Origin of the sequence: Massilia sp. LjRoot122 (genome assembly GCF_964252725.1) — a bacterium.
GTDB lineage: Bacteria > Pseudomonadota > Gammaproteobacteria > Burkholderiales > Burkholderiaceae_D > Telluria.
The window spans coordinates 4,513,738-4,528,524 of the sequence record NZ_CAXUPB020000001.1 but is presented as its reverse complement, the minus strand read 5'-3'; the positions used below and the strand labels follow the sequence as shown (position 1 = coordinate 4,528,524).

Annotated in this window: 14 protein-coding genes; 11 read left to right on the top strand and 3 right to left on the bottom strand. The window is 64.0% G+C overall.

Features of this window, described 5'->3' with window-relative positions; translation table 11 throughout:
* Window positions 1-4 precede the first annotated feature (4 nt).
* The 6 genes from ftsA to lpxC all read left to right on the top strand — a co-directional run bounded on the left by ftsA (window position 5) and on the right by lpxC (window position 5,778).
* The gene (gene ftsA, locus ACSQ25_RS19815; protein WP_436107381.1) at window positions 5-1,237 is read left to right on the top strand and encodes a cell division protein FtsA; all 1,233 of its coding nucleotides are present in this window, start codon (window positions 5-7) and stop codon (window positions 1,235-1,237) included.
* 171 nt (window positions 1,238-1,408) lie between these two features.
* On the top strand, window positions 1,409-2,608 hold the full coding sequence (ftsZ, locus tag ACSQ25_RS19810) for a cell division protein FtsZ (RefSeq protein ID WP_436107380.1): 1,200 nt from the start codon (window positions 1,409-1,411) through the stop codon (window positions 2,606-2,608).
* Window positions 2,609-2,916: 308 nt separating this feature from the next.
* A complete protein-coding gene (locus tag ACSQ25_RS19805) occupies window positions 2,917-3,420 on the top strand; it encodes a peroxiredoxin (protein ID WP_436107379.1) in 504 nt (167 codons plus the stop codon).
* Between the two features lie 44 nt (window positions 3,421-3,464).
* Window positions 3,465-3,914 carry a GNAT family N-acetyltransferase gene (locus ACSQ25_RS19800; protein WP_436107378.1) on the top strand — a complete coding sequence of 150 codons (450 nt, stop codon included), beginning with the start codon at window positions 3,465-3,467 and terminating at the stop codon, window positions 3,912-3,914.
* A 35-nt stretch (window positions 3,915-3,949) separates the two neighbouring features.
* Complete coding sequence (locus tag ACSQ25_RS19795) at window positions 3,950-4,792, top strand: DMT family transporter (protein ID WP_436108111.1); 843 nt, start codon at window positions 3,950-3,952, stop codon at window positions 4,790-4,792.
* Window positions 4,793-4,842: 50 nt separating this feature from the next.
* The gene (gene lpxC / locus ACSQ25_RS19790) at window positions 4,843-5,778 is read left to right on the top strand and encodes a UDP-3-O-acyl-N-acetylglucosamine deacetylase (protein WP_436107377.1); all 936 of its coding nucleotides are present in this window, start codon (window positions 4,843-4,845) and stop codon (window positions 5,776-5,778) included.
* Window positions 5,779-5,793: 15 nt separating this feature from the next.
* Here the strand turns inward: lpxC and ACSQ25_RS19785 are convergent, their stop codons facing one another.
* A complete protein-coding gene (locus ACSQ25_RS19785; protein WP_436107376.1) occupies window positions 5,794-6,258 on the bottom strand; it encodes a DciA family protein in 465 nt (154 codons plus the stop codon).
* Between the two features lie 318 nt (window positions 6,259-6,576).
* On the opposite strand from ACSQ25_RS19785, the gene secA reads away from it, so the two are divergent.
* The 5 genes from secA to ACSQ25_RS19760 all read left to right on the top strand — a co-directional run bounded on the left by secA (window position 6,577) and on the right by ACSQ25_RS19760 (window position 12,256).
* A complete protein-coding gene (gene secA / locus ACSQ25_RS19780; protein WP_436107375.1) occupies window positions 6,577-9,360 on the top strand; it encodes a preprotein translocase subunit SecA in 2,784 nt (927 codons plus the stop codon).
* A gap of 79 nt (window positions 9,361-9,439) precedes the next feature.
* A complete protein-coding gene (locus ACSQ25_RS19775) occupies window positions 9,440-9,676 on the top strand; it encodes a hypothetical protein (RefSeq protein WP_436107374.1) in 237 nt (78 codons plus the stop codon).
* Window positions 9,677-9,747: 71 nt separating this feature from the next.
* Window positions 9,748-11,178: an amidohydrolase family protein gene (locus ACSQ25_RS19770; RefSeq protein WP_436107373.1), complete on the top strand. Its 1,431-nt coding sequence runs from the start codon at window positions 9,748-9,750 to the stop codon at window positions 11,176-11,178.
* Window positions 11,179-11,648: 470 nt separating this feature from the next.
* Window positions 11,649-11,918, top strand: a complete 270-nt coding sequence (locus tag ACSQ25_RS19765) for a hypothetical protein (protein WP_436107372.1) — start codon at window positions 11,649-11,651, stop codon at window positions 11,916-11,918.
* On the top strand, window positions 11,918-12,256 hold the full coding sequence (locus ACSQ25_RS19760) for a hypothetical protein (protein ID WP_436107371.1): 339 nt from the start codon (window positions 11,918-11,920) through the stop codon (window positions 12,254-12,256). Before ACSQ25_RS19765 ends, ACSQ25_RS19760 begins: the two co-directional genes overlap by 1 nt.
* A gap of 97 nt (window positions 12,257-12,353) precedes the next feature.
* Here the strand turns inward: ACSQ25_RS19760 and alr are convergent, their stop codons facing one another.
* On the bottom strand, window positions 12,354-13,445 hold the full coding sequence (alr, locus tag ACSQ25_RS19755) for an alanine racemase (RefSeq protein WP_436107370.1): 1,092 nt from the start codon (window positions 13,443-13,445) through the stop codon (window positions 12,354-12,356).
* Between the two features lie 18 nt (window positions 13,446-13,463).
* The gene (locus ACSQ25_RS19750; RefSeq protein ID WP_436107369.1) at window positions 13,464-14,753 is read right to left on the bottom strand and encodes a D-amino acid dehydrogenase; all 1,290 of its coding nucleotides are present in this window, start codon (window positions 14,751-14,753) and stop codon (window positions 13,464-13,466) included.
* Window positions 14,754-14,787: the final 34 nt, after the last annotated feature.

The window sequence follows — 14,787 nt, the reverse complement described above, 5'->3', positions numbered from 1 at the left end:
AGCAATGACAAAAGACGCGAAGAACCTGATCGTCGGCCTCGACATCGGCACCTCGAAAGTGGTGGCGGTCGTGGCCGAAGTGATGTCCGATGGACGCCACGAGGTGATCGGCCTCGGTCAGCACGAGTCGAAAGGATTGAAGAAAGGCGTGGTCGTGAACATCGAGGCCACCGTCGAGTCGATCCAGCGCGCGCTCGAGGAAGCGGAGCTGATGGCCGACTGCAAGATCCGCAATGTCTATGCTGGCATCGCCGGCAGCCATATCCGTTCGTTCAATTCGAGCGGCATGGTTGCGATCAAGGACAAGGAAGTGACCGCCACCGACGTGGCGCGCGTGATCGAGACCGCCAAGGCGGTCAACATCCCGACCGACCAGCAGCTGCTGCACACGGTGCCGCAGGAATTCATCGTCGACAACCAGGAAGACGTACGCGAGCCGATCGGCATGAGCGGCATCCGCCTGGAAGTGCGCGTGCACATCGTCACCGGTGCGGTGTCCGCGGTCCAGAATATTGTAAAGTGCGTGCGCCGTTGCGGGCTCGAGGTCTCGGACCTGATCCTGCAGCCGATGGCCTCGGCCGACGCCGTGCTGACGGTCGACGAGAAAGAACTGGGCGTGGTCCTGATCGACATCGGCGGCGGCACCACCGACATCGCCGTGTTCTCCGACGGCGCGATCCGCCACACCGCGGTGCTGCCGATCGCGGGCGACCAGATCACCAGCGACATCGCGATGGCGCTGCGCACCCCGACCGGCGAAGCCGAGGACATCAAGATCCGCTACGGCGTGGCCAAGCAGGTTCTGGCCGACCCGGGCGAGACCCTGGAAGTGCCGGGGCTGGGCGACCGCGGGCCGCGCGCCCTGTCGCGCCAGGCGCTGGCGGCCGTGATCGAGCCGCGCGTCGAAGAACTGTTCGCGATGGTGCACACGGTGGTGCGCGAATCCGGCTACGAGGGCGTGCTCTCGTCGGGCATCGTGCTCACCGGCGGCAGCTCGATCATGCCGGGCATGATCGAAATGGCCGAAGACATCTTCCTCAAACCGGCGCGCCTCGGCACGCCGGACTACCGCGGCCAGCTGGCCGACGTCGTGCGCAGCCCACGCTACGCCACGGTGCTCGGCCTGCTGCTGGAAGCGAAGAAGCAGTACCTGCGCGGGCACATCGTCACGCGTCAGGATGGTTCGGTGAAGGCGGTCTGGCAGCGCATGAAGGAATGGATAGCGGGGAATTTTTAAAGGTCGCAGGTTTTGGGTAGTCAGGGCACGAAAATTTTTAGTACGGCAGCAACAAATCGTCCACGGGTAAAGATTTTTTAAATACAATCGCTACTTCCGGTTTCAAGGCTCTGTCAGGGGCCTGGCACCAGTCTTGAAACGGAAGCGGCATCTTGAATATTGGGAGTTCACATGGAGTTCGATATGGTCGATAACGCAGCACTGGGAACCGTGATCAAAGTTGTCGGCGTCGGCGGCGCTGGCGGCAACGCGGTTCAGCACATGATCAACAAGGGTGTGTCCGGTGTCGAGTTCATCGCCGCAAACACGGATGCACAGGCGCTGGCGGTTTCGGGCGCCAACAACATCATCCAGATCGGCGAGTCCGGCCTGGGCGCGGGCATGCGTCCTGAAGTGGGCCGCCAGCTCGCCGAGCAGTCGCGTTCGCGCATCGAGGATGCACTGCGCGGCGCGCACATGGTCTTCATCGCGGCCGGCATGGGCGGCGGCACCGGTACCGGCGCCGCACCGATCGTCGCCGAAGTGGCCAAGACCATGGGCGCGCTGACCGTGGCCGTGGTCTCCAAGCCGTTCTCCTACGAAGGCGACAAGTGCATGTCGGTCGCGGAAGCCGGCCTGGAAGAGCTGAGCAAGCACGTCGACTCGCTGATCGTCATCCTGAACGAAAAACTGGAAGACATCTACGAAGACGAGTCGATGCTCGACTGGATGAAGCACGCCGACGACGTCCTGAACAACGCGGTCGCCGGTATCGCCGAGATCATCAACGTCCCGGGCCACATCAACGTCGACTTCAACGACGTCAAGACCATCATGAGCGAGCAGGGCAAGGCCATGATGGGCACCGCGACCGCCGCGGGTGTGGACCGTGCGCGCATCGCCGCCGAGCAGGCAGTGGCTTCGCCGCTGCTGGACGGCATCGACCTGTCGGGCGCCAAGGGCGTGCTGGTCAACGTGACCGCAAGCCGTGGCCTGAAAGGTAAAGAGATCAAGGAAGTCATGGCTGCGGTGCGCGCCTTCGCCGCACCGGACGCGTCGATCGCACAGGGCATCGCCTACGACGACGCCATGGGCGACGAGCTGCGCGTGACCGTGGTCGCGACCGGCCTGGGCAAGAACAAGAAGATGCAGCTGGTGCAGCCGCAGCAGGTGCTGCGCACCGGTACCCACGGCTACAATGCGCCGGTGATGGCCGGTGCCTCGTCGGTTGCCGGCGGCCTGACCATGGGCCATGCAGGCGACGCCGTGGGCGGCATGAAGCAGCCGGCCGTGTGGCGCCGCGAGCAGGCATCGGAGCAGGTGCAGGCGATGCAGCGCAACGGTGTCGAGACTTACGACATTCCGGCTTTCCTGCGCAAGCAGGCTGACTAAGCCGACAGCGCTTGAATGACGAAGGGCCAGCGCAAGCTGGCCCTTTTTCTTTTGTAGGCACCGCAGACGCCTATTTGCACCACCACTCCCAACCCGTCGTTCCCGCGAAGGCGGGAACCCAATTTTGTGTGCGTGCCTCTACGATTTGCGCTGGTGGCTTCGGTGCGAACTTGGATTCCGGCCTTCGCCGGAATGACGGTTCTATGGCTAACGGTAGTTGCGAAGGACACCTCGACGCATCTTCTGCAAGCTCCGCCCACATCGGCGATAATTGCCAGATTCTCAAAACACTTGAAGGAGCACACCCCATGACCATCCAGATCGGCGACCGCCTGCCGGAAGGCACCCTGTCGGAATTCATCGAAACCGAAACCGCAGGCTGCTCGCTCGGCCCGAACACCTTCCAGGTCGCTGACCTCGTCAAGGGCAAGAAGATCGTCATCTTCGGCCTGCCGGGCGCCTACACCCCGACCTGCTCGGCCCAGCACGTGCCGGGCTTCGTCAAGAACGCCGAGGCCCTGAAGGCCAAGGGCGTCGACGAAATCTGGTGCATCTCGGTCAACGACGCCTTCGTGATGGGCGCCTGGGGCCGCGACCAGAAAGCCACCGGCATCGTGCGCATGATGGCCGACGGTAATGCCGATTACTCGAAGGCCCTGGGCCTGGACGCCGACTTCTCGAAGCACGGCATGGGCACCCGCTGCAAGCGTTACTCGATGCTGGTCGAAGACGGCATCGTCAAGCAGCTGAACGTCGAAACCGCCGGCTTCGAAGTTTCCAGCGCCGAAAAGATGCTGGAACAGCTGGGCTAAGTTTTCACACTCCTGCGAACGGCGCTGCGGCGCCGTTTTTTATCATGATCATCAACGCCGAATCCCCCGACCAGCCCGAAGTGCGGGCCATGCTGGAACAGCTCGACGCCTACTGCGCGTCGCTGTATCCGGCCGAATCGAACCACCTGATGGACATCGCGTCCCTGTTGCAGGACGGGGTCCTGTTCCTGGTCGCACGCGACGTCGAGGGCAGGGCGGCCGGCTGTGCTGCCCTGGTCAGGCGCGAGGGCTATGGCGAGATCAAGCGCATGTTCGTGGACCCGATGCGCCGCGGCGGCGGCACCGGGCGCCAGCTGCTCGAGCAGCTGATGATGTTTGCGCGGATGTCCGGCCTGCAGGTCTTGCGGCTGGAAACCGGCATCCACCAGCCGGAAGCGATCGGCCTGTACGAACGCGCCGGCTTCGTGCGCTGCGCGCCCTTCGGCGATTACCAGCCCGATCCTCTGAGCCTGTTCATGGAAAAGAGCCTGTGAAGCGGCCCGCCGGCAACCTGACCAGCATCTATGCGATGGTGCTGGCCGTCTTCATGTTCGCGCTGATGGACACGGTGATGAAGCTGCTGTCCCAGCGCTACCCGGCCATCCAGGTGGCCGCGCTGCGTTCGCTCACCTCGCTGCCGCTGATCGTCATCTACGTCGGCATCAAGGTCGGCTACGGCGACATCTTCCGCATCCGCTGGCCGCTGCACATCCTGCGGGCGGTGCTGGGCATCGCGATGCTCAGCTTCTTTGCCTTCGGCATCCGCAAGCTGTCGCTGGCCGAGGCCTACACGATCTTCTTCATCGCGCCCGCGATCATCACCGCCCTGTCGGTGTGGTTCCTGAAAGAGCGCGTCGACATGGCGCGCTGGATCGCGATCGGCGTGGGACTGGTCGGCGTGCTGGTGGTGCTGCGGCCCAGCGGCGCCGGCTTCCTCACCATCGGCGGCCTGGCCGTGCTGGGCGCGGCCTCGATGTACGCGGTCTCGGCGATCACGGTGGGCATCCTGGCCAGGACCGACCGCAGCGAGCACATGGTGTTCTGGCTGATGGTGATGATGTCGGTCGGCGCCACTGCGCTGGCGGCGCCGGGCTGGGTCGGCATGCGGATGGGCGACGCGCCCTTGCTGCTGGGCCTCGCCCTGAGCGGCTTCATCGGCCAGCTGGCGATCACCGAAGCCTTCGCCAAGGGCGATGCCTCGAGCGTGGCGCCCTTCGAATACACGGCGCTGGCCTGGGCCGTCGGTCTCGACTGGCTGCTGTGGCAAACCCTGCCCGACGGCTGGACGGTGCTGGGCGCGGCGATCATCATCGGCAGCGGTATGTATCTGATTCGCCACGAAAAAGTGCACGTGGAATCGGATCACCCCTGAGCGGCGGGGGGCCGTCAGCGCCGCTGAAAACGCTGGGCTATAATCGCCGGATGCTGAAACAACGAACCATCAAGCAGGTCGTGCGCACCACCGGTGTCGGCGTCCACTCGGGCACCAAGGTCGAACTGACCCTGCGTCCGGCGCCACCCGGGGCCGGCATCACCTTCCGCCGCGTCGACTACGACCCGATCGTCGCCATCCCGAGCGCGGCCGACGTGGTCGGCGAGACCCGCATGGCCACCGTCCTGATCAAGGACGGGGCGCGCGTCTCCACCGTCGAGCACCTGATGTCGGCCTGCGCCGGCCTGGGCATCGACAACCTGACCGTCGACGTGACGGCCGAAGAGATCCCGATCATGGACGGCTCGGCCGCTTCCTTCGTGTTCCTGCTGCAGCAGGCCGGCCTGGAAGAGCAGAACGTGCCGAAGAAATTCATCCGCGTGCTGAAGGACGTCGAGATCCGCCAGGGCAGCGGCGCCAATGAGAAATGGGCGCGCCTGTCGCCCTACGACGGCTTCAAGCTCGACTTCTTCATCGAATTCAACCACCCGGCCGTGGACGGCACCATGCAGCGCGCCTCCGTCGATTTCGGCGACGTGTCCTACGTGCACGACGTGGCGCGCGCGCGCACCTTCGGCTTCATGCAGGACGTGGAAACCCTGCGCGGCCTGGGCCTGGCGCGCGGCGGCTCGCTGGAGAACGCGATCGTGATGGACGAGTACCGCATCTTGAATGCGGACGGCCTGCGCTACGAGGACGAGTTCGTGCGCCACAAGATCCTGGACGCGATCGGCGACCTGTATATTGTCGGACACCCGCTGCTGGCCAGCTACACGGCCCACAAGTCCGGGCACGCGCTCAACAACGAGCTGCTGCGCAAGCTGCTGGCGACGGCGGATGCGTATGAATGGGTGGAGTTCGAATCGCTGAGCGAGGCGCCGCCGTCCTACCTGCGCCAGATGACACGCGAGTGGGCCCAGATGTAAGCACGGGCGGAAGGATTACTTCCGCTTCTCCGCCAGGCGCCTGAGGGCCGCCACCAGATCCTTGTTCTGGCTGGTGTCTTCCAGCGATTCCGCCAGCTCCGCGAAGGCCTGCACCGCCGTCTTCGGCAGCTCCAGCGTGCGCATTTCCGGTTTCTCGGGCATGGCGCGCGCCACCTGCACCTTCAGCTTGATCGACTCCACCACCCAGCCGCGCTGCACCAGCGCCGATTGCAGCTTGGGCAGCATCTGCTTCATCCTGGCCGCCACGGCCGAACTCGGCACGGCGAGCACCAGCACCCCATCCTGGAAGGAGATCACGTCGGTATTGCCGGCCAGGACGGGCAGGATCGCGGCGCAGTCGGTCTGCAGGCGGGCCATGCGCATCGCGGCGGGCAGCAGGCTGGCCATGCGGTCGTTCTTGCGCAGGAAGTCCGTCGCAACGATCGAGGTCTGCCGGTTCTTGGTACCGTAGATATGCACTGGGGGATGGGAGAAAAAAGAAGGGGGATTCGCTATGCCCGCAACATATCACAAGATGCCGGCAAATGCGCACAAAGACGCAGGGCAGGCGCGCGAGAATCTGCCGCCCGGGTGAGGTGAGCGCAGCGGAACAGTGGCGAACAGTGCAATTTGATAACATTCTGCTGTTGAGCAGCCTTGTTATCCTGCCCATTGTCCCCAAGTGTGGCCGGATCGCATGATAAAATCAGTAGCTTTTTGCCATAGGCGGTCTTCGGCGGGTCACTCAGATGATCCTCCCCTGGCTCTTTTTGCGGCGTAATTTTCTAGAACACAGCAATGTCATTCCTGACCCAGATTTTCGGCAGCCGTAACCAGCGTCTGCTCAAGCAATACCAAAAGACCGTGCGTCAGATCAACGCGCTCGAGCCCGAGATGGAAAAGCTGTCGGACGCCGAACTCCAGGCCAAGACGCCGGAGTTCAAGGACCGCCTGGCCAAGGGAGCGACGCTCGACGACATCCTGCCGGAAGCTTTCGCCGTCTGCCGCGAGGCTGCCAAGCGCGTCATGAAGATGCGCCACTTCGACGTGCAGCTGATCGGCGGTATGGTCCTGCATGAGGGCAAGATTGCGGAAATGGGCACCGGCGAGGGCAAGACCCTGATGGCGACCCTGCCGGTCTACCTGAATGGCTTGTCGGGCAAGGGCGTGCACGTCATTACCGTCAACGACTACCTGGCCCAGCGCGATGCCGAATCGATGGGCCGCCTGTACGGCTGGCTCGGCCTGAGCACGGGTGTGAACCTGTCCCAGCTCGACCACGACAGCAAGCAGAAAGCCTACGCCTCGGACATCACCTACGGCACCAACAACGAATTCGGCTTCGACTACCTGCGCGACAACATGGTCTACGACGTGCGCGAACGCGTGCAGCGCAGCCTGAATTTCTCGGTGGTCGACGAAGTCGACTCGATCCTGATCGACGAAGCGCGTACCCCGCTGATCATCTCCGGCCAGGCCGAGAACCACACCGACCTGTACCACCGCCTGAACGCGCTGCCGCCGCTGCTGACCCTGCAGATCGGCGAGGAGACCCCGGACGGCAAGGGCCAGATCGAAGTCCCGGGCGACTACATCAAGGACGAGAAGGCGCACACCGTGCTGCTGACCGAGGCCGGCCACGAGCGCGCCGAAGCCATCCTGACCGAATGGGGCCTGCTGCCGGAAGGCGCCTCGCTGTACGACGCCGCCAACATCACCCTGATCCACCACCTGTATGCGGCGTTGCGCGCCCACGTCCTGTACCACAAGGACCAGCATTACGTGGTGCAGAACAACGAGGTGGTGATCGTCGACGAATTCACCGGCCGCCTGATGACCGGCCGCCGCTGGTCGGACGGCCTGCACCAGGCCGTGGAAGCCAAGGAAGGCGTGCGCATCCAGAACGAGAACCAGACCCTGGCCTCGATCACCTTCCAGAACTACTTCCGCATGTACGGCAAGCTGGCCGGCATGACCGGTACCGCCGACACCGAAGCCTACGAGTTCCAGGAGATCTACGGCCTCGAGACCGTGGTCGTCCCGCCGAACAAGCCGTCGCAGCGCAAGGACCGCCAGGACCAGGTGTACAAGTCGGCCGAAGAGAAGTACAACGCGATGCTCAACGACATCCGCGACTGCTACGAACGCGGCCAGCCGGTGCTGGTGGGTACCACCTCGATCGAGAACTCGGAACTCCTCTCGGGCATCCTGACCAAGGCCAACCTGCCGCACAACGTGCTGAACGCCAAGCAGCACGCCCGCGAAGCGGAAATCATCGCGCAGGCCGGCCGTCCGAAGATGATCACCATCGCCACCAACATGGCGGGCCGCGGTACCGACATCGTCCTGGGCGGCAACGTCGAGAAGCAGATCCAGCTGATCGAAGCCAACGACGCACTGTCGGACGCCGACAAGGCCGCGCAAGCCAAGCAGCTGCGCGACGAATGGCAGTCGCTGCACGACCACGTGGTGAACGCGGGCGGCCTGCACATCATCGGTACCGAGCGCCACGAATCGCGCCGGGTCGACAACCAGCTGCGCGGCCGTTCGGGCCGCCAGGGCGACCCGGGTTCCTCGCGCTTCTACCTGTGCCTGGACGATCCGCTGCTGCGCATCTTCGCCGGCGACCGCGTGCGCGCGATCATGGAACGCCTCAAAATGCCGGAAGGCGAGCCGATCGAAGCGGGCATCGTGACCCGTTCCATCGAGACCGCCCAGCGCAAGGTCGAGGCCCGCAACTTCGACATCCGTAAACAGCTGCTGGAATACGACGACGTCGCCAACGACCAGCGCAAGGTGATCTACACCCAGCGTAACGAGTTGCTGGAATCGGTCGACATGGCCGAGCTGATCGCCTCGCTGCGCGCCGGCGTGTTCACCGACCTGGTGCGCCAGTACGTGCCGGCCGAATCGGTCGAAGAGCAGTGGGACATCAGGTCGCTGGAATCCGTGCTGGCTGCCGAATGGTCGCTGAACGTGCCGCTGCAGCAGATGCTGGCCGAGGACGCGAACCTGAACGACGACGACATCCTCGAGCGCGTGCTGAAGGCGGCCGAAGAGTCGTACGAGAACAAGGTGTCGGTGGTCGGCCGCGAATCCTTCGGCGGCTTCGAGCGCAACGTCATGCTGCAAAGCCTGGACACCCACTGGCGCGAGCACCTGGCGGCGCTGGACCACCTGCGCCAGGGTATCCACCTGCGCGGCTATGCCCAGAAGAACCCGAAGCAGGAATACAAGCGCGAAGCCTTCGAACTGTTCAGCAGCATGCTGGACATGATCAAGAACGAAGTGATCCGCACCGTGATGACGGTCCGCATCCAGACCCGCGAGGAAGTCGAGGCGGCGGAAGCGGCCATGGCGGCGCAGGCCGCGCACCTGGAAAACATCAACTACCAGCACGCCGACTTCAACCCGTCGGCGGCGCCGGAAGAACTGCTCAACCCGAACCCGGTGCGCAGCGATTCCGCGGCGGTGGCGGCGGAAGACCACAGCACCTACATGGGCATCAAGGTCGGCCGCAACGATCCTTGCCCTTGCGGCAGCGGGAAGAAGTTCAAGCAGTGCCACGGCAAGCTGGCGTGATCGCTGCGATGGTGTAGACAGAAACGGCCGGGCTTGAACCCGGCCGTTTTTTTATGTTCGCGTAGTTGAAAGGAATGACATGAGCGAAAGAGCTAATACTGAGATTGCCGAGTTGGTATTCGAACTCGGCAAGGTAACAAGGCGCGCATTCGATAACCATAACGGCAAGCCCAGCCCGGCCGAGTTGACGAAGATCGCGAACAATTTACTGGAAGCGGGAAATGAGAAGGTCGCGAGCGACTTGCTCATGGTGTTCGTCGCCGGCTTCGAGGAGGGCGATCCTCCTGAGCGACGCAGCAATCCGGAAAATCGTTAGCCAGGCAGGTGATACTGCGCACGAGGTAAAATTACCCGATATAAATTCTTCGGGAGCCTGCCTTGCCTTCAATGAAACCACTCGCCGCGGCCATGCTGCTCGCAGGCGTACTTGCTGGGGCACAAGCCGCCGACAAGATCGCCGTCGACGTCGCGCTGACCCAGGCCACGCTGATCGACGTCGCGAGCGGGACGCGCATCAAGGGGCACACCGTGCTCCTGAAAGGCGACACCATCGTCGCCGTGGTCAAGAACGCGGAACTGAAGCGCTACGCTCCCAGGAAGACCATCAGCTTGCCGGGTAAATACCTGATGCCTGGCTTGTGGGACACGCACGTGCACTTCGGCGGGGGCGAAGCGCTCATCGAAGAAAACAAGCAACTGCTTCCTCTCTATCTCGCGCACGGCATCACGACGGTACGCGACTGCGCGGGCGACCTGGCCGACACCGTGCTGGCGTGGCGCCAGCAGATTGCCGATGGCAAGCTGGCCGGCCCGACCATCTTCACTTCCGGTCCGAAGCTGGAAGGGCGCAAGCCGATGTGGAAGGGGACGATCGAAGTCGGCTCGCCCGGCGAGGTCGGCAAGGCGCTGGACAAGCTCCAGGCCATGAACGTCGATTTCGTGAAGATCACCGAAAACACGATGACCCCGGATACCTATCTGGCGGCGCTGCGCCAGGCCAAGGCGCGCGGCATGCGCAGCTCGGGCCACCTGCCGGGCCAGATCCCGCTGGCGCGCGCCTTCGAGGCCGGGCTGGGCACGGTCGAACACCAGAGCTACCTGCTGCGCGCCACGACGCCGCGCGAAGCCGAACTGGTGGAGCAGGTCGTGGCCGGCAAGCTGACCGGGCGCGAAGTCATGCGGCTCAGCCTGGAGAGCTACGACGAGGCTACCGCGCGCCGCGCTTTCCGCCACATGGCGGCGCAGGGCACGGCGGTCGTGCCGACCTTGTGGGGATCGCGCATCACCGCCTACCTGGACCAGGAAAGCCACCACGGCGACGACTACTTGAAATACATCGGAAAGGGCCTGCGCGCAACCTATGAATGGCGTGTCCAGCGCGCCGCGCAGGACGGGCCGGAGGCGGTCGCGCTGCGCCATGCCATCTTCGAGAAATCGGCCCAGCTCCTGCCGCTGCTGGCGCAGGAGGGCGTGAGCATCATCGCCGGCACCGACGCAGGCTTCCTCAATTCGTTCAACTATCCGGGGCAAGCGCTGCACGATGAGATTGCCCTATTCGTGCGCTATGGCCTGACGCCTCAGCAAGCCCTGCAAAGCGCCGTGGTGAACGGGCCGCGCTTCCTCGGCAAACTGGATCGCTACGGCAGCATTCAAGAGGGGAAGGCGGCCGATTTGCTGGTTCTGGATGCCGACCCGCTGGCCGATGTCGGGGCCACCCGCAAGATCCGCATGGTCGTCAGCCGTGGCGAGGTCCATGACCGCGCGCGTCTCGATCGCATGCTCGAGGATACGCGCCGCAAGGTGGCGGAGAATCAGTGAAATAAAACGCCGGCGTGAGTCAGGCAAGGACTTGTGGTCGATTGCTGAATGTCGCAGCGGTTGCTGACGAAAGGGCCAAGTTGGAACACCCGACTGAAAATGTGGATTTACACGATGCGACACTAGTGGCCCTGCGCGTCAATTGGGCAGATGGGACGTGCATCGCTGAAGTAGAGCATGGCACGTTGGGAAGCTGCGTTTTGAAGTTCTCTGCGATGTCACAGCTTACGCTGCCACGGAAGCAAAGCTGGGGACGCTCGGCATCGATAAATTCGTGTTCCATGCCGAGCAGCGGTCGCTACGAGATTGAGATGCAGTCCGGCGACCTTATCAGTATTGAAGCTTCAGAGATGACACTTACCGCGTCTGTTCGCGACTGATTCGATCGTCCTATAGCGTCCGCTTCGGGTCGGGCGGAAGAGGACGTTTCTCCATTTAAAACTATGAACAATCAAATAGTGGCAGTCGTCGTGAATGACGAGACCATTTTGCTCAACGGGCGAACGCTGGTCGGAATGGATGAGCTTGCCAACGCACTCGGGTCAGCTCTGGAAAATGATCCGAACTTCATTCTTGTCATCGGGTCAGAGCCGACCGAGAACTACAAAGGCATAGGTACAATAATCTATGCTAGCCAACGCGTCGGAGTACCCGTCGAGAACCTACGATGGACGATGGATAACGGTGACGTCGTGACCTTTGACGAGTTGAAGGCCCGGAATTCCAGGCCGTCCATGTGATGCAGAACGTCGCGTCGGGTCCGGAGCTTGAACAAGAGTGGGTCAGGTCCTTGATTTGCGAAGCTGATCGCGATCTCGTCTTCCTCTGGCATATCGCTGCCGCGAAATTCGATGGGCCGGCTTACACAAGCGAAGAGCTTCCCCTGGTAATCGCGCGCGTTACGACTGCACTTATCAAGTCAGGATGCACGGTTGGCTTTGGTGATCCAGATAGCGAGACATGGCAAACGGCTTCAGATCTACTGAGCGCAGAAAACCCCGGAGCGGTGATCGCAGCACGCTGGCTCGCCGATCCAGGGGATGTTGAGTTCATGGTGTTTGCACGGCGAAGCCGTTGAAACCAAAGTGCCGGCGAAGGTCCGCAATGGGTCTGCTTGCACGGACGAAGTTGGCTAGGCAGTGAACGAGTCGATTGCACTAGCCTATCGCGTTCAATCAGAGGTAGCGCCGATGGAACCGACTACCCAGGCGCGTCAGTACTTCGTACCCGATCGTCCCCGCCAGCGCTGCCACCTCGTCCACCGTGTGCGAGGCTCCCATCAGCTCGACCTCTGCTCCAGGTGCCACGCGCTCCGGCGCGATCCCCGTCACGTCCAGCCCCATGCTGTCCATCGACACCCGCCCCACGACCGGCACCTTAACGCCGTCCACGAAAGCAAAGCCACGTCCCGACAGCGAGCGGAACCAGCCGTCCGCATAGCCCACCGCGACGGTCGCGATGCGGCGCTCGCCGGACACGGCATGATGCGCGCCATACCCGACCACGTCGCCGTCGCGCACGGACCGCACCTGCACCACGCGCGCATGCAGAGACACCGCCTGCTTCAGCGGATTCGGATTGCCCGGCTGCGGATTGATGCCGTAGAGCGCCGCACCCGGGCGCAGCAGGTCATAGTGATAAGCGGGACCGAGGAAGATACCCGAGGAGTTGGCCAGGCTGGCCGGCACACCCGGGAACAGCGCGCGCAATTCGTCGAACCTGCGGCGCTGCGCCTCGTTCATCGCGTGGCAAGCTTCGTCCGCGCAGGCCAGGTGGCTCATCACGAGGGTGGGGCGCACGCCTTCCAGCCAGTCGGCGCGGGCGCTCAGGGCTGCGAGATCGGCGGGCGCGATGCCCATGCGTGACATGCCGGTATCGAACTGGATCGCGGCCGCGAGTTCGCGCCCGAGCGTCCGCGCCAACGCGCGCCATTCCTGCAGCTGAGCCGGATCGTTCAGCACCGGCCGCAGGTCGTACTGGAAGAAATCCCGCGATGTACCCGGCGGCGGCCCATGCAGCACGTAGATCGCGCAATCCTCGGGCACCAACTGGCGCAGCCGGATGCCTTCGTCGAGGTGGGCGGTGAAGAAGACCTTGCAGCCTTCGAGCGCCAGCGCGGGCGCCACCTGTTCCATGCCGAGCCCGTAGGCGTCGGCCTTCATGACGGCCGCGCAGGCGCCCTTGTTCATCCCGGCCAGCAGCCGGTAATTGTCGCGGATCGCGCCCAGGTCGACCGTCAACAGCGCCCCGGCACGGGACGCATCCACCGAATCCACCATGCCGGATTACGCCTTGACCAGTTGCGGTGCGGCACCGCCCTGCGGGGTGCCGGCGTAGCGGAACACCGCCAGGTCGTCGGCGCGGATGGCCGGCTGCTTGCCGCTCACGAGGTCGGCGATGACGCTGGCCGAGCCGCAGGCCATGGTCCAGCCCAGGGTGCCGTGGCCGGTGTTGATGAACAGGTTGCGCAGCGGGGTGGCGCCGACCACCGGGGTGCTGTCCGGCGTCATCGGGCGCAGGCCGGTCCAGAAGCTGGCCTTGGCGGTGTCGCCGGCGCCCGGGAACAGGTCGTTGACGACCATCTCGAGGGTCTCGCGGCGGGCCGGGTTCAGGTAGTTGCTGTAGCCCGCGATCTCGGCCATGCCGCCCACGCGGATACGGTCCTCGAAGCGGGTCACGGCGATCTTGTAGGTCTCGTCCAGGATGGTCGACACCGGCGCGCGCGCAGCGTCCGTGATCGGCACGGTGATCGAGTAGCCCTTGAGCGGGTAGACCGGGACCGTGAACTGGTCCTTCAGCAGCAGGCGCGAGTAGCTGCCCAGCGCCAGCACGTAGCGGTCGGCGGTGCGCACACCCTTGTCGGTGTGCACGCCGGCGATCTGGCCGCCGCTGATATCGAGGGCCTGGATATCGGTGTCGAACTCGAAGCGCACGCCGAGGTCGCGCGCCAACGCGGTCAGGCGGGTGGTGAACAGCTGGCAGTCGCCGGTTTCGTCGTTCGGCAGGCGCAGGCCGCCGACGAGCGTCGCGTGCTTGCCCAGCGCCGGTTCGGCCTTGCCCAGTTCATGGCCGAGCAGCAGTTCGTATTCGACGCCGGCCTGCTTCAGTACGTCGATGTCCTTGGCGGCGCTCTCGAGCTGCTGCTGGGTGCGGAACAGCTGCACGGTGCCCAGGGTGCGGCCCTCGTAGCTGATGCCGGTCTCGGCGCGCAGTACGCGGATGCAGTCGCGGCTGTACTCGGCCAGGCGCACCATGCGCTCCTTGTTGACCGCATAGCGGTCGGCGGTGCAGTTGCGGTACATCTGCCACATCCACTGCAGCTGGAACAGCGAACCGTCGGGACGGATCGCCAGCGGCGCGTGGCGCTGGAACAGCCATTTCGCGGCCTTCAGCGGAATGCCCGGCGCCGCCCAGGGCGAGGCATAGCCCGGCGAGATCTGGCCGGCGTTGGCGAAGCTCGTCTCCAGGGCAGGGCCGGGTTGACGGTCGATGACGGTGACGTCGTGGCCAGCCTTGGCCAGATAGTATGCGGTGGTCACGCCGACCACGCCGCTGCCCAGTACGAGAACGCGCATGATGTGCCTAGTTCCTGAGTAAAAGATGCCGGAT

What these genes read in the sequence shown, in the direction of transcription:
- ACSQ25_RS19760 (WP_436107371.1), top strand. Translation starts at nt 11,918, where the DNA reads ATGCAGAACGTCGCGTCGGGTCCGGAGCTTGAACAAGAGTGGGTCAGG.
- ACSQ25_RS19805 (WP_436107379.1), top strand. Translation starts at nt 2,917, where the DNA reads ATGACCATCCAGATCGGCGACCGCCTGCCGGAAGGCACCCTGTCGGAA.
- ftsZ (WP_436107380.1), top strand. Translation starts at nt 1,409, where the DNA reads ATGGAGTTCGATATGGTCGATAACGCAGCACTGGGAACCGTGATCAAA.
- ftsA (WP_436107381.1), top strand. Translation starts at nt 5, where the DNA reads ATGACAAAAGACGCGAAGAACCTGATCGTCGGCCTCGACATCGGCACC.
- secA (WP_436107375.1), top strand. Translation starts at nt 6,577, where the DNA reads ATGTCATTCCTGACCCAGATTTTCGGCAGCCGTAACCAGCGTCTGCTC.
- ACSQ25_RS19775 (WP_436107374.1), top strand. Translation starts at nt 9,440, where the DNA reads ATGAGCGAAAGAGCTAATACTGAGATTGCCGAGTTGGTATTCGAACTC.
- ACSQ25_RS19750 (WP_436107369.1), bottom strand. Translation starts at nt 14,753, where the DNA reads ATGCGCGTTCTCGTACTGGGCAGCGGCGTGGTCGGCGTGACCACCGCA.
- ACSQ25_RS19770 (WP_436107373.1), top strand. Translation starts at nt 9,748, where the DNA reads ATGAAACCACTCGCCGCGGCCATGCTGCTCGCAGGCGTACTTGCTGGG.
- ACSQ25_RS19795 (WP_436108111.1), top strand. Translation starts at nt 3,950, where the DNA reads ATGGTGCTGGCCGTCTTCATGTTCGCGCTGATGGACACGGTGATGAAG.
- ACSQ25_RS19800 (WP_436107378.1), top strand. Translation starts at nt 3,465, where the DNA reads ATGATCATCAACGCCGAATCCCCCGACCAGCCCGAAGTGCGGGCCATG.
- lpxC (WP_436107377.1), top strand. Translation starts at nt 4,843, where the DNA reads ATGCTGAAACAACGAACCATCAAGCAGGTCGTGCGCACCACCGGTGTC.